This is a genomic window from Nocardia sp. NPDC057227, assembly GCF_042669725.1.
Classification (GTDB): domain Bacteria; phylum Actinomycetota; class Actinomycetes; order Mycobacteriales; family Mycobacteriaceae; genus Nocardia; species Nocardia asteroides_A.
In genome coordinates, this window is sequence record NZ_JBHUXA010000009.1 from 75,968 (window position 1) to 89,538 (window position 13,571).

Consider the following 13,571-nt stretch of genomic DNA (forward strand, 5'->3'; position numbering starts at 1 on the left):
GCCGGGGAATTCGGTTGCGGCGGAACGCCGTTGCAGCGTGATGTGAGTATCGGAATCGCACTGTCCCCCGTCGTGCTCGGCGCCTCAGCCAATGCCGTCGACGCCGCCGTCTCGCTGGGCCGGGAGGCGGCGGCCGTCGGGCTCGCCTCGCTCTGGCTCGGCCAGACCTTCAGCCACGACGCGATCGCGGTCGCCGGGATCGTGGGCCGCGAGGTGCCCGGCCTCGAGGTCGGCACCTCGGTGGTGCCGATCATCGGCAGGCACCCGCTGCTGGTCGCGAGCCAGGCGCAGACCGCGCAGGCCGCGGCGCGCGGCCGCTTCACGCTCGGCATCGGGCTCGGCGCGGCCGCCATCTCGAGCCCGGCCTACGGCGCTCCGGACGAGCGCCCGATCACCCGGCTGCGCGAGTTCGTCACCGCGCTGCGCTCGGTGATCGGCACCGGGGTCGCCGAGCTGCACGGCGAGACCATCACCGCCGTCACCCCGATGCCGGGCGCGGTGGCCGGCGCGCGCACCGACACCGCGATCCTGGTGGCCGCGATGGGCCCGCAGGCGCTGCGGGTCACCGGCGAACTGGCCGACGGCACGCTGCCCTTCCTGATCGGGCCCGCCGCGCTGGCCGAGCACGTGATCGCGCCGCTGCACGCCGCCGCCGAGCGGGCGGGCAGGCCGCGGCCGCGGGTCGCGATCGCGGTGCCTGGGGTGGTCACCGCCGACCTCGAGGGGGCGCGGGCGGCGGCGGCCGCGCAGACCGCCTTCTACGACACCATCCCGTCCTACCGGCGCACCGTCGAGCTCTCCGGCGCGCGGACCGCCGCCGAGCTGGTGGTGTTCGGCGACGAGGAGACGGTGGCCGCCCGGATCGCGGAGTACTTCGACGCGGGCGCCACCGACGTGATCTTCACCCAGACCGACCTCACCACCCCGGCCGACCGGCGCCGCACCTGGCGGCTGCTCGGTGAGCTGAACCGGTCCCGTATAAAGACAGCATGAGCCTGGACCCGACGATCGCCGCCCGCCTCAAGCGCAACGAGGCGGGGCTGGTGTCCGCGGTGGCCCAGGAGAAGGCCACCGGGGCGGTGCTCATGGTCGCCTGGATGGACGACGAGGCGCTGGCCCGCACCCTGGCGACGCGCAAGGCCACCTACTACTCGCGCTCCAGGCAGTCGTACTGGGTGAAGGGCGAGACCTCGGGGCACACCCAGTACGTGCACGAGGTCCGGCTGGACTGCGACGGCGACACCGTGCTGCTCGTAGTCGACCAGGAGGGCGCCGCCTGCCACACCGGCACGCACACCTGCTTCGACGGCGACCGGCTGCTCGCCGAGCGCTGACTCAGTCCTGGTTCTCCGGGTCGAGCACGTCGGTGAGGTGCCGGGAGAGCGTGTCGACCACCCGGGCGAGCTCGCGGGTGGTCTCCGAGTCCAGCGCGTCGAAGACCAGCCTGCGCACCGCCTCCAGGTAGCCCGGCGCCACCTCGACCACCTTGACATACCCGGCATCGGTCAGGACGGCCTGCACGCCGCGCTTCCCCGAGGTCGCGGAGCGCTGCACCCAGCCGAGCCGCTCCAGTTTCGAGATCACGTGCGAGAGCCGGGATAACGACGCATTTGCCTTGTGCGCCAGCTCGCTCATCTGCAGCCGGTGCCCGGCCTCCTCGGAGAGCAGGGTCAGCACCCAGTACTCGAAATGCGTGATCCCGAATTCGCGCTGCAACCGGGTGTCGAGCGCACCGGGCAGCCGGGTGGTCACGGTGACCATCGCGCGCCAGGCACGCTCTTCGACCGGGTCGAGCCATTTCGTCACTGTCTGCCTACTTTCGGAGCCAAGTGACGCGTGGCGAAAATTCAGCCGGGCTGATTCGGCGCGGAATTCACTGCAACGTGTATTCACAGTCACTCGCGTGAGCGAGTTTGCCACGGTGATGCTCAAGCGTCATGAAGATGCTCGGTTCCGTGAAAACACTCACAAACCGCCGGAATCGGTCGCCGGCTTTCCCGCGGCCGGTTCGACCACCCGTCCGGCGCCCCTGCGGCGGCGGATGCCGCGCCGGGCCAGCAGCGCGGCGGCGGCGGCGAAGAGCACCGCGGCGAGGATCGCGCCGGTCAGGGCGGCGCCGCGGAAGGCGGGGGCGTCGACGTCGAGGATGCGCTCGCCCGCGTGCGCGGCATCGCTGGTGCCGAGCACGACGGTGAGCGTGAGCAGGTTCGGGATCGCGGCAAGCAGCGCGAGCAGCGCGGCCGCGCCCGCCAGGAAGCGCCCGCCCCTGCGCCGCCAGCCGAGCCCGGCGGCGAGCAGCAGGAAGAGCGTGAGCGCGGTGCCGACGCCGCCGTAGAGCAGGCCCCAGCCGATGCCCTTGGCAAAGCTGCCGTCCACCGCGGAGGCCAGGCGCTGGGCCCACCAGCGCGGCAGGAACGCGGCCAGGATCAGGTAGGCGACGACCAGCACCGCGAGCAGCGCCACCGCCGCGATCGCGCGGTTGCGCCAGACCACCGCGGCGGGCTTGCGCCGATCGACCGGGACCTCGCTCGCTGTCATGGATCCAGGGTAGGCCGGTGCAACCGCCGGGTGGGCCGCGTCGCACCCGGCGGGTCGGCCCGTTACCTACTTCGCGCGGTCGCGCAGGAACTGCAGCGCGTCGTCGGCGTGCACGTTCGCGCGCAGCTCGCTGGCGATCACGGTGAGCACGGTGCGGTCGGTGTCGATCACGAAGGTCTGCCGCTTCACCGGGGCCAGCTTCCCGAGCAGCCCGCGCTTGACGCCGAACTCCTTCGCCACCACACCGTCGGCGTCGGAGAGCAGCGGGTAGCCGAGGCTCTGCTTGCCCGCGAAGCCGGACTGCGTCGCCACCGAGTCGGTACTGATCCCGGCGCAGCTCGCGCCGAGCGCGGCGAACTCGCCGACCAGGTCGCGGAAGTGGCACGCCTCCGCGGTGCACACCGGGGTGTTGGCGGCGGGGTAGAAGAACAACACCAGCGGTCCGTCGGCGAGCAGCGCGTCGAGCGAACGGGGTGTACCGGACTGATCGGGGAGCTCGAACTGCGGAGCGAGCTGGCCTGTCTGCATGAACCCCGACCCTACCTGCCGTGCGGCCGGTCGGGCCCGGCCGCGCGGGGGCCCGATATTCGCTCGCGGCCACCTGGGATGATGGCCCGATGCACGCCGCGTCGACCCCAGCCACCACGTCCCGCGAACGCTTCCACGAGCTGGCCGCGGAGCACCGCGTGGTCCCGGTGACCAGGAAGGTGCTCGCGGATTCCGAGACCCCGCTCTCGGCCTACCGCAAGCTCGCCGCGAGCAGGCCGGGCACCTTCCTCTTCGAGTCGGCGGAGAACGGGCGCTCCTGGTCGCGCTGGTCGTTCATCGGCGCGGGCAGCCCGTCCGCGCTCACCGTCGCCGACGGCGAGGCCGCCTGGCTCGGCGCAACGCCCGCCGATGCCCCGGTCGGCGGCGACCCGCTGACCGCGCTGCACGACACCCTCGAACTGCTGCGCACCGAGCGGATCCCCGGGCTGCCCCCGCTCACCGGCGGCATGGTCGGCTACCTCGGCTACGACGCGGTGCGCCGGATGGAGCGGCTGCCGACGCTCGCCGCCGACGACCTGCAGCTGCCCGAGATGGTGCTGATGCTCGCCACCGACCTGGCCGCCTTCGACCACCACGAGGGCGCCATCACGCTGATCGCCAACGCGGTGAACTGGAACGGCACCGCCGACCGGGTGGACGAGGCCTACGACGACGCCGTCGCCAGGCTGGACCGGATGACCGCCGCGCTCGCCGCCCCCGCCGCCTCCACGGTCTCGGTCTTCGACCAGCCCGAGCCGGACTACCGCCGGGCGCGGAGCAGCGACGAGTTCGGCGCCGACGTGCGCAGGCTGATCGGTGAGATCGAGGCGGGCGAGGCCTTCCAGGTGGTGATCTCGCAGCGCTTCGAGATGGACTTCGACGGCGAGCCGATCGACCTCTACCGGATGCTGCGCGCGGCCAACCCGAGCCCGTACATGTACCTGCTGCAGATCCCGGACAGCGCGGGCGGCACCGCCTTCTCCATCGTCGGCTCCAGCCCGGAATCGCTGGTCACCGTGGTGGACGGGGTCGCGACGACGCACCCGATCGCGGGCACCAGGTGGCGCGGGGCCACCGAGGAGGACGACCTGCTGCTGGAGAAGGGGCTGCTGGCGGACGAAAAGGAGAACGCCGAGCACCTCATGCTCGTCGACCTGGGCCGCAACGATCTGGGGCGGGTCTGCAGGCCGGGGACGGTGCGGGTCACCGAGTATCGGCACATCGAGCGGTACAGCCACGTCATGCACCTGGTCTCCACGGTCTCCGGGCAGCTCGCGGAGGGGAAGGTCGCGCTGGACGCGGTGCGCGCCTGCTTCCCGGCGGGCACGCTCTCCGGGGCGCCCAAGGTGCGGGCCATGCAGCTCATCGAGGAGCTGGAGCCGACCCGGCGCGGGATCTACGGCGGCGTCGTCGGCTACCTGGACTTCGCCGGGGACGCCGACACCGCCATCGCCATCCGGACCGCGCTGGTCAAGGACGGGATCGCCTACGTGCAGGCGGGGGCCGGGGTGGTCGCCGACTCGGTGCCGGAGTACGAGGACGACGAGGCGCGGAACAAGGCGATGGCGGTGTTGCGCGCGGTCGCCGCCGCGCGGACGGTGCGGCCCTTCGGGGCCGAGACCCTGGTCAGCGACGGTGCGCTGTGAGCACGGCAGAGCCGGGCCGCGCGGCAGGCGCTGTCGGCGGGGAGCCCGACGCGCCGAAGGCGAGCGGGCGGCGCTATCCGGTGGGGCCTGTGGTGCTGCTCGCCATCGCGGCGGGGCTCATGTGGGTAACCTCGCGGATGACGTGGGTGACCGTGACCTCGTCGGACGGGCTCACCGAGCCGCGCACCGACGAGCTGAACGGCGGCACCTGGTTCGGCGCGCTCACCCCGCTGGCGCTGGTGCTGCTCGCCGCCATCGCGGCGGTCTTCGCGACCCGCGGGTGGCTGCGGCGGTTCCTCGGGGTGCTGGTCACCCTGGTCGCCGCGGTCACCGCGGTGCCGCCGTTCGCGCTGCTCACCGGCTCCGGCGACCCGGGGCAGCGCGGGGCCACCCTGGCCGGGCTGCCCGGGCGGGCCGTCGTCACCGGCGCGCAGACCGCCGTCTTCCCGGCGCTGATCGCCGTGGCCGCCGCGCTCGCCGCCTTCACCGCGGGCGTGCTGCTCGCCCGCATGCCGCGCGAGTCCGCCGAGCTCTCCGGGCGCTACGACGCCCCCGCCGTCCGCCGCGCCGCGGCCGGGGCGGAACTGGACAAGGCCCGATCGGGCGAGGACGCCGACCTCAGCGAGCGCGTCCTCTGGGACGCCATCGACGCGGGCGCCGACCCCACCGCCGACCCGGGAACGCCGGGCGACCCGGGTGACCGGCCTCGCAGCGCGGGCGCGGAGTGACGCGCCGCGCTGCCCGGCGACCCGGCTCCGCGCGCACCGCGGGTGCGCAGGTCCGGCCCGGTGGGAGCGGTGCCCGGGGAGGCAACCCCCGACCCGGCTCGGACTCCCGGTTCCCGGGCATTTATTCTTGGTCGGCATCGGTGAGACAGCGCCTGGAGGGATTTTCAGGCAGCAAGTCCGTCTCCCCAGAAAGGATTCGAGCCAGATGACGGTACTCGACTCGATTCTCGACGGGGTCCGTGCGGACGTGGCCGCCCGCGAAGCGGTCACGGATTTCGCCGCGATCAAGGCGGCGGGAGCCGCCGCCCGCCCCGCCCTTGACGCCAGGGCAGCACTGCTCGAGGACGGTATCGGAGTCGTCGCGGAAGTCAAGCGCGCCAGCCCGTCCAAGGGCTCGCTGGCGACGATCACCGACCCCGCCGCGCTCGCCAAGGCCTACGAGGACGGCGGCGCGCGGGTGATCAGCGTGCTCACCGAGGAGCGCCGCTTCCACGGCTCGCTGGACGACCTGGACGCCGTCCGCGCCGCCGTCTCCATCCCGGTGCTGCGCAAGGATTTCGTCGTCGGCCCGTACCAGATCCACGAGGCGCGGGCGCACGGCGCCGACGTGATCCTGCTGATCGTGGCCGCGCTGCAGCAGGACGTGCTCTCCTCGCTCATCGACCGCACCGAATCGCTCGGCATGACCGCGCTGGTCGAGGTGCACACCGAGGAGGAGGCGGACCGCGCGCTGGAGGCGGGCGCCTCGGTGATCGGCGTGAACGCCCGCAACCTCAAGACGCTCGAGGTGGACCGCGACGTCTTCTCCCGGATCGCGCCGGGGCTGCCGACCGAGGTCATCCGGATCGCCGAGTCCGGCGTCCGCGGCACCGCCGACCTGCTCGCCTACGCGGGTGCGGGCGCGGACGCCGTCCTGGTCGGCGAGGGGCTGGTGACCAGCGGCGACCCGCGGGCCGCCGTGCTGAAGCTGGTCACCGCAGGCACCCACCCGTCCTGCCCGAAGCCGGCCAGGCGGGGCCGGTGACGGCCGGTCTGCCCCAGGCCAGCGCCGGCGTCGCCGAACACAGCGCGCACGAGCCGGACGCGGGCGGCCACTTCGGCGTCTACGGCGGCAGGCACGTGCCCGAGGCGCTGATGGCGGTGATCGAGGAGGTCACCGCCGAGTACGAGAAGTGCCGCGCCGACCGCACCTTCCTGGACGAGCTGGACCGGCTGCAGCGCGATTACACCGGGCGCCCGTCGCCGGTCTTCGAGTGCACCCGGCTCGCCGAGCACGCGGGCGGCGCCCGCATCCTGCTCAAGCGCGAGGACCTGAACCACACCGGTTCGCACAAGATCAACAACGTGCTCGGGCAGGCGCTGCTCGCCCAGCGCATGGGCAAGAAGCGGGTGATCGCCGAGACCGGCGCCGGCCAGCACGGCGTCGCCACCGCCACCGCCTGCGCGCTGCTCGGCCTGGAGTGCGTGATCTACATGGGCGCGGTCGACACCGCGCGGCAGGCGCTGAACGTCGCCAGGATGCGGCTGCTCGGCGCGGGCGTGGTCTCGGTGGAGACCGGCTCCCGCACGCTCAAGGACGCCATCAACGAGGCGCTGCGCGACTGGGTCTCGCACGCCGACGACACCTACTACTGCTTCGGCACCGCCGCGGGCCCGCACCCGTTCCCGCTGCTGGTCCGCGATTTCCAGCGGATCGTCGGGCTGGAGGCGCGCGAGCAGGTGCAGGCGCTCACCGGCCGGCTCCCGGACGCGGTGGCGGCCTGTGTCGGCGGCGGCTCCAACGCCATCGGCATCTTCCACCCGTTCCTCGACGACGCCGGGGTCCGGCTGGTCGGCTACGAAGCCGCGGGCGACGGCGTCGAGACCGGGCGGCACGCGGCCACCTTCACCGGCGGCACCCCCGGCGCCTTCCAGGGCGCCTACTCGTACCTGCTGCAGGACGAGGACGGCCAGACCATCGAGTCGCACTCGATCTCCGCCGGACTCGACTACCCCGGCGTCGGCCCCGAGCACGCCTACCTCAAGGACATCGGCCGCGCCGAGTACCAGCCGGTCACCGACGCCGAGGCGATGGACGCCCTGCTGCTGCTCAGCCGCACCGAGGGGATCATCCCGGCGATCGAGTCGGCGCACGCCGTCGCCGGTGCGCTGCGGCTCGGCAGGGAGCTGGGGCCGGGCGCGATCATCCTGGTGAACCTCTCCGGTCGCGGGGACAAGGACATGGACACCGCCGCCCGCTGGTTCGGGCTCTTCGACGAGGGGCAGGAAGCGTGACTTCGCGTCTCGCGGCCACGTTCGCGGCCGCCCGCGGCGAGGGAAGGGCCGCGCTGATCGGCTACCTGCCCGCCGGGTATCCGGACCTGGACGGGTCGATCGCGGCCTGCCGGGCGCTGGTCGAGGCCGGGTGCGACATCGTCGAGGTCGGGGTCGCGTACTCCGATCCGGTGATGGACGGGCCGACCATCCAGGTCGCCGCCGAGCAGGCGCTGCGCAACGGGGTCCGGGTGCGCGACGTATTCCGGGTGGTCGAGGCGATCACCGGGGCCGGGGGGCAGGCCGTGGTCATGAGCTACTGGAATCCGGTGCTGCGCTACGGGATCGACGCCTTCTCGCGGGATCTCGCCGCGGCGGGCGGATCCGGGATCATCACGCCGAACCTCATCCCGGACGAGGCGGGGGAGTGGATCGCCGCCGCCGACGCGCACGGGCTGGATCGGATCTTCCTGGTCGCGCCGTCCTCCACCGAGGAGCGGCTGGTCATGACGCTGGAGGCGAGCAGCGGGTTCGTCTATGCCGCGTCGACCATGGGCGTGACCGGTGCTCGGGATGCCGTCTCCTCGGCGGCGCCGGAGCTGTGCGCGCGGATCCGGGCGCACAGCGACATTCCGATCGGGGTCGGGCTCGGGGTGCGCTCCGGGGCGCAGGCGGCGGAGATCGCCGCGTACGCCGACGGGGTCATCGTCGGGTCGGCGCTGGTCACCGCCGCCGGTGAAAGTCTGGACGCGGTGCGGGCGCTGACCGCCGAGCTCGCCGAGGGCGTGCGTTCCGCGACGGTCACCTCCTGAAGGAGGAAATCCGTACCCCCACCCCCTCCACCCCTGCCCGGGCGGGGGGCCGAGCGGCTCGGATACGGTGGCGTCCGTGACCTCACGAGTCCTGGCAGACAGTCTTTCCGGCGCCGCCGACGTGCTGGCCTACATTCCGAGTCCCGCGCAGGGTGTCTGGCAGCTGGGGCCGTTCCCGTTGCGCGCCTACGCCCTCTGCATCATCGCGGGCATCATCGTCGCCATCTGGTGGGGCGAGCGGCGCTGGCGGGAGCGCGGCGGGCAGCCGGGGGCTGTGCTCGACGTCGCCATGTTCGCGGTGCCGTTCGGGCTGGTCGGCGGCAGGCTCTACCACGTCGCCACCGACTGGCAGAAGTACTTCGGGCCGGACGGGAACGCGGTCGACGCGCTCAAGATCTACCAGGGCGGGCTCGGGATCTGGGGTGCGGTCGCGCTCGGCGCCGTCGGCGCCTGGATCGGCTGCCGGATCTACAAGATCCCGCTGCCCGCCCTCGGCGACGCCGTCGCCCCCGGCATCCTGCTCGCGCAGGCCATCGGCAGGCTCGGCAACTGGTTCAACCAGGAGCTGTACGGCCGGGAGACCGAGGTGCCGTGGGGGCTGGAGATCTACCGCCGGGTCGGTGACGACGGCAGGCTGGACATGATGGGCGGGGTCTCCACCGGTGTGGTGGACAAGGTCGTGCACCCGACCTTCCTCTACGAACTGCTCTGGAACGTGCTCATCGTGCTCGCCCTGGTCTGGGTGGACCGGCGCTACCGGATCGGGCACGGGCGGCTCTTCGCGCTCTACGTCGCCGGGTACAGCTTCGGCCGCTTCTTCGTCGAGCTCATGCGGGACGACGAGGCGACGCACATCGCCGGGATCCGGATCAACTCGTTCACCGCGGCGGTGGTCTTCCTGTTCGCCATCGCGTACTTCGTCTTCGCCACCAGGGGGCGGGAGAGCGCGGAGCAGTTGCAGCCCGCCACCGGGCGGCCGTGGCCGTGGCAGATCGGTGCGTTGCGCACCTACGGCGCGGCGGAGGCTGTTCCCGGCGACCCGGACGGGGTCGACGCATCGGCGGATTCGGATGTCGAGGGCGAGCCGGAGTCCGGGGAGGCGAAGGACGCGGCCGATGCCGAGGGCAGCGCGAAGAGCGAGGCCATCGCCGCGAAGGCCACGAAGACTCCGGCGGGGGAGAAGCCCGAACCGCCCGCCGCGGAGACGCCGGAGACCAGGACTTCGCCCGGGGCGAAGGCCACCGAGACCACTCCCGATCCGGATCTGGCGAAAACGTCCGAGGATTCCGGCAACGCCGACGCGGGTGCCGGCGATAACGGAACCGAGAGCGAAGCGGGGTCCACCGCGACGAAACCGAGTGGTTCACGCCAGAATGACTCGTGACCGTCGCGGCTCGTCGCCGCTCGGATCAGCACACGGGGCCTGAGCAAGGCGCCCGCACGACGGAGGAGGACGTGTGACCGACCCCTATCAGAACAATCCGGGTGGCCCCCAGTACGGGCCGCCCGGCACCGGCCCGGACCTGAACAAGTCCGGCGAGCAGCCGCAGCAGCCGTACGCCCAGTCCGACCCCTACGGCCAGCAGCAGCAGTACGGCCAGCCCCAGCAGCAGTACGGCCAGCCGCCGCAGCAGTACGGGCAGCCGCAGTACGGCCAGCCCGGCGACCCGTACGCGAACCAGGGCGCCTACCCGGTCCCGCAACCGCAGGGCTACAACCCGAACGACCCCGAGGCCCCGTACGGCCGCGACATCTACGGCGCCCCGTTCTCGGACAAGCAGAAGCTGGTCGCCGGCCTGCTGCAGATCTTCGTCGGCTCCCTCGGGGTCGGCCGGTTCTACCTCGGCTACACCACGATCGGCGTGCTCCAGCTCGTTGTCAGCATCGTGACCTGCGGCATCGGTGCGATCTGGCCGCTGATCGACGGAATCATGATCCTGATGGGCAAGGTGCCCGACGTCCAGGGCCGCCCGCTGCGGGACTGACTCCGCACCTCCCCGAGACGCCACCGCTGCCCGCGGTGGCGTCTCGGTCCGTTTCCGGCCGGGGGGCGATAGGCTGAGCCCCTCCGTCGAAAGGGGTCAGCCGTGCGCCGCAGGCTGTTCGCCGCCGTTCTGCTCGCCGTCCTCGCCGCCACCGGCCTGACGGCGTGTAGCAGCTCGAGCGACCCCGACGTGCTCCGCGTCGGCACCGAGGGCACCTACGCGCCCTTCAGCTTCCAGGGCACCGACGGCGCGCTCACCGGCTACGACGTCGAGATCGCGCGGGCCGTCGGCGAGAAGCTCGGCAAGCGGGTCGAGTTCGTGCAGACCCCGTGGGACGCCATCTTCGCCGGGCTGGAGTCGCGCCGCTTCGACGTGGTCGCCAACCAGGTGACGGTGACCCCGGAGCGCAGCGGGAAGTACGGCATCTCCACCCCGTACACCGTCTCCGAGGGCGTCGTCGTGACCCGCTCCGACGACAACTCGATCACCTCGCTCGCCGACCTGCGCGGCAAGACCAGCGCCCAGTCGGTCACCAGCAACTGGAACGAGGTCGCCACCGGCGCGGGCGCGAAGGTGGAGGCCGTCGAGGGCTTCGTGCAGGCCGTGCAGCTACTCAAGAACGGCCGGGTGGACGCCACCGTCAACGACAACCTCGCGGTCGCCGAATACACCACCCGCACCGGCGACAGCGGCGTCAAGGTGGCGGCCGAGACCGGCTCGACGACCGAGCAGGCTTTCGCCACCCGGAAGGACGACGCGCTGCTCGCCGACCTGAACCGCGCCCTGGACGAGCTGCGCGCCGACGGCACCCTGAAGCGGATCTCGGAGAAGTACTTCGGCACCGACGTCAGCGCCCCCGCGGGCAACTGACCCCGGATGGATCCCGCCACCAGGGAGCTGATCCTGCACAACCTGGCGCCGATGCTGCGCGCCACGGTGACCATGACGCTCCCGCTCACCGCCGTCAGCTTCGTCATCGGGCTGGTACTCGCGCTGCTGCTCGCGCTGGCCAGGTTGTCGCCGCTGTGGGTGCTCTCGGTGCCCGCCCGGGTCTACATCTCGATCATCCGCGGCACGCCGCTACTGGTGCAGCTCTTCATCGTCTTCTACGCGCTGCCGCAGTTCGGCATCGTCATCGACCCGTTCCCGGCCGCGGTGATCGCCTTCAGCCTCAATGTCGGCGGCTACGCGGCCGAGGTGGTGCGGGCGGCGATCCTCTCGGTGGCGCACGGGCAGTGGGAGGCCTCCTGGGCGGTGGGGCTGCGCTACCCGCAGATCCTGCGGCTGGTGATCCTGCCGCAGGCCGCCCGGATCGCCGTCCCCCCGCTCAGCAACACGCTGATCTCGCTGGTCAAGGACACCTCGCTGGCCTCGACGATCCTGGTCACCGAGCTGCTCAGGACCGCCCAGCTGGCGGCCGCGCCGACCTTCGACTTCTTCGCGCTGTACGGCGTGGCCGCGGTGTACTACTGGGTCATCTGCCTGGTGCTCGGCTTCGGCCAGACCCGGCTGGAGACGCGGCTCTCCCGGCACGTCGCGCGGTGAGCACCAGTTCACGAGAGCTTCATCCGCGCCGAGGAGAGCGAAGGGCCCGGGCAGGACTAGTCTCGACGCCGTGATGCGACGGACGAAGATTGTGTGCACTCTCGGACCGGCCACTGCCTCCGAGGACCGTATTCGCGAACTCGTCGAGAGCGGCATGGACGTTGCCCGGCTGAACTTCAGCCACGGTGAGCACGCGGACCACGCCGAGAACTACAAGAAGGTGCGGCTGGCCTCCGACCACGCCGGTCGCGCCGTCGGCATCCTCGCCGACCTACAGGGGCCCAAGATCCGGCTCGGGCGATTCACCGAGGGCCGCACCACCTGGGCCACCGGGGAAGAGGTGCGGATCACCGTCGACGAGGTCGACGGCACGCACGACCGGGTCTCCACCACGTACAAGGAACTCGCTTCGGACGCCAAGGCGGGCGACCGGCTGCTGGTCGACGACGGCAAGGTCGGGCTCACCGTCACCGGGGTCGATGGCAACGACGTGGTCTGCCGGGTCACCGAGGGCGGCCCGGTCTCCAACAACAAGGGCCTTTCCCTGCCCGGCATGAACGTCTCGGTGCCCGCGCTCTCCCAGAAGGACATCGACGACCTCGAGTTCGCCCTCGAGCTGGGCGTCGACTTCATCGCGCTCTCCTTCGTGCGCTCGCCGTCCGACGTCGAGCTGGTGCACGACATCATGGACCGGGTCGGGCGCCGGGTGCCGGTGATCGGCAAGCTGGAGAAGCCGGAGGCCATCGACAACCTGGAGGCCGTCGTGCTCGCCTTCGACGCCGTCATGGTCGCCCGCGGCGACCTCGGCGTCGAGCTGCCGCTGGAGCAGGTGCCGCTGGTGCAGAAGCGGGCCATCCAGATGGCGCGGGAGAACGCCAAGCCGGTGATCGTGGCGACCCAGATGCTGGAGTCCATGATCGAGAACTCCCGCCCGACCAGGGCCGAGGCCTCGGACGTCGCCAACGCGGTGCTGGACGGCGCGGACGCGGTCATGCTCTCCGGCGAGACCTCGGTCGGCGCCTACCCGATCGAGACCGTGCGCACCATGGCGCGGATCGTGCACGCGGTGGAGTCCGAGTCGACGACGGTGCCGCCGCTGACCCACGTGCCGCGTACCAAGCGCGGCGTCATCTCCTACGCCGCGCGCGACATCGGCGAGCGGCTGAACGCCAAGGCGCTGGTCGCCTTCACCCAGTCGGGTGACACCGTGCGCCGTCTCGCGCGGCTGCACACCCCGCTGCCGCTGCTTGCCTTCACCCCGCTCCCGGAGGTGCGCAGCCAGCTCTCGCTCACCTGGGGAACGGAAACGTTCCTGGTCCCGACGGTGCACAGCACCGACGCCATGATCAAGCAGGTGGACACCGCGCTGCTCACCCTGGGCCGCTACCAGCGGGGTGACCTGGTGGTCATCGTGGCCGGGTCCCCGCCCGGAACCGTCGGTTCCACTAACCTGATCCACGTACACCGGATCGGTGAGGAGGACCATTAGTGAGTGACCTATCCGCTGCCATGTCCGTCCCGGCGACGGGCGGTGCG

At 72.1% G+C, this 13,571-nt stretch carries 15 protein-coding genes; 12 read left to right on the forward strand and 3 right to left on the reverse strand.

Annotated elements, in window-relative coordinates; translation table 11 throughout:
* The first annotated feature begins 42 nt into the window (after nt 1-42).
* Entirely contained in the window at nt 43-993 is a 951-nt protein-coding gene (locus tag ACFUJ1_RS15020; protein ID WP_378645844.1) for a TIGR03564 family F420-dependent LLM class oxidoreductase, read from the forward strand.
* Complete coding sequence (hisI, locus tag ACFUJ1_RS15025) at nt 990-1,334, forward strand: phosphoribosyl-AMP cyclohydrolase (RefSeq protein WP_378645845.1); 345 nt, start codon at nt 990-992, stop codon at nt 1,332-1,334. The genes ACFUJ1_RS15020 and hisI overlap by 4 nt, the downstream gene beginning before the upstream one ends.
* A gap of 1 nt (nt 1,335) precedes the next feature.
* Here hisI and ACFUJ1_RS15030 read toward each other — a convergent pair whose 3' ends face one another.
* The 3 genes from ACFUJ1_RS15030 to ACFUJ1_RS15040 all read right to left on the reverse strand — a co-directional run bounded on the left by ACFUJ1_RS15030 (nt 1,336) and on the right by ACFUJ1_RS15040 (nt 3,066).
* On the reverse strand, nt 1,336-1,761 hold the full coding sequence (locus ACFUJ1_RS15030; protein ID WP_378646091.1) for a MarR family winged helix-turn-helix transcriptional regulator: 426 nt from the start codon (nt 1,759-1,761) through the stop codon (nt 1,336-1,338).
* A 204-nt stretch (nt 1,762-1,965) separates the two neighbouring features.
* The gene (locus tag ACFUJ1_RS15035; RefSeq protein WP_378645847.1) at nt 1,966-2,538 is read right to left on the reverse strand and encodes a permease; all 573 of its coding nucleotides are present in this window, start codon (nt 2,536-2,538) and stop codon (nt 1,966-1,968) included.
* Nucleotides 2,539-2,604: 66 nt separating this feature from the next.
* Entirely contained in the window at nt 2,605-3,066 is a 462-nt protein-coding gene (locus ACFUJ1_RS15040) for a peroxiredoxin (RefSeq protein WP_378645848.1), read from the reverse strand.
* 89 nt (nt 3,067-3,155) lie between these two features.
* Here ACFUJ1_RS15040 and ACFUJ1_RS15045 point away from each other — a divergent pair, with 89 nt between their 5' ends.
* The 10 genes from ACFUJ1_RS15045 (at nt 3,156) to pyk (ending at nt 13,524) form a co-directional block, all read left to right on the forward strand.
* Nucleotides 3,156-4,712 carry an anthranilate synthase component I gene (locus ACFUJ1_RS15045; protein ID WP_378645850.1) on the forward strand — a complete coding sequence of 519 codons (1,557 nt, stop codon included), beginning with the start codon at nt 3,156-3,158 and terminating at the stop codon, nt 4,710-4,712.
* On the forward strand, nt 4,709-5,440 hold the full coding sequence (locus ACFUJ1_RS15050; RefSeq protein WP_378645851.1) for a TIGR02234 family membrane protein: 732 nt from the start codon (nt 4,709-4,711) through the stop codon (nt 5,438-5,440). Before ACFUJ1_RS15045 ends, ACFUJ1_RS15050 begins: the two co-directional genes overlap by 4 nt.
* 205 nt (nt 5,441-5,645) lie before the next feature.
* Nucleotides 5,646-6,464 (forward strand): indole-3-glycerol phosphate synthase TrpC, encoded by an 819-nt coding sequence (gene trpC, locus ACFUJ1_RS15055; RefSeq protein ID WP_378645853.1) that lies wholly within the window; start codon nt 5,646-5,648, stop codon nt 6,462-6,464.
* The gene (gene trpB / locus ACFUJ1_RS15060) at nt 6,461-7,714 is read left to right on the forward strand and encodes a tryptophan synthase subunit beta (protein ID WP_378645854.1); all 1,254 of its coding nucleotides are present in this window, start codon (nt 6,461-6,463) and stop codon (nt 7,712-7,714) included. The genes trpC and trpB overlap by 4 nt, the downstream gene beginning before the upstream one ends.
* Nucleotides 7,678-8,505 carry a tryptophan synthase subunit alpha gene (gene trpA / locus ACFUJ1_RS15065; RefSeq protein ID WP_378646093.1) on the forward strand — a complete coding sequence of 276 codons (828 nt, stop codon included), beginning with the start codon at nt 7,678-7,680 and terminating at the stop codon, nt 8,503-8,505. The genes trpB and trpA overlap by 37 nt, the downstream gene beginning before the upstream one ends.
* Nucleotides 8,506-8,596: 91 nt before the next feature.
* Nucleotides 8,597-9,889: a prolipoprotein diacylglyceryl transferase gene (gene lgt, locus ACFUJ1_RS15070; RefSeq protein ID WP_378646095.1), complete on the forward strand. Its 1,293-nt coding sequence runs from the start codon at nt 8,597-8,599 to the stop codon at nt 9,887-9,889.
* A 73-nt stretch (nt 9,890-9,962) separates the two neighbouring features.
* Entirely contained in the window at nt 9,963-10,490 is a 528-nt protein-coding gene (locus tag ACFUJ1_RS15075) for a TM2 domain-containing protein (RefSeq protein ID WP_378645856.1), read from the forward strand.
* 102 nt (nt 10,491-10,592) lie between these two features.
* Nucleotides 10,593-11,360 (forward strand): amino acid ABC transporter substrate-binding protein, encoded by a 768-nt coding sequence (locus tag ACFUJ1_RS15080; RefSeq protein WP_378645857.1) that lies wholly within the window; start codon nt 10,593-10,595, stop codon nt 11,358-11,360.
* Between the two features lie 6 nt (nt 11,361-11,366).
* Entirely contained in the window at nt 11,367-12,035 is a 669-nt protein-coding gene (locus ACFUJ1_RS15085) for an amino acid ABC transporter permease (RefSeq protein ID WP_378616126.1), read from the forward strand.
* A gap of 70 nt (nt 12,036-12,105) precedes the next feature.
* The gene (pyk, locus tag ACFUJ1_RS15090; protein WP_378645859.1) at nt 12,106-13,524 is read left to right on the forward strand and encodes a pyruvate kinase; all 1,419 of its coding nucleotides are present in this window, start codon (nt 12,106-12,108) and stop codon (nt 13,522-13,524) included.
* Nucleotides 13,525-13,571 lie beyond the last annotated feature (47 nt).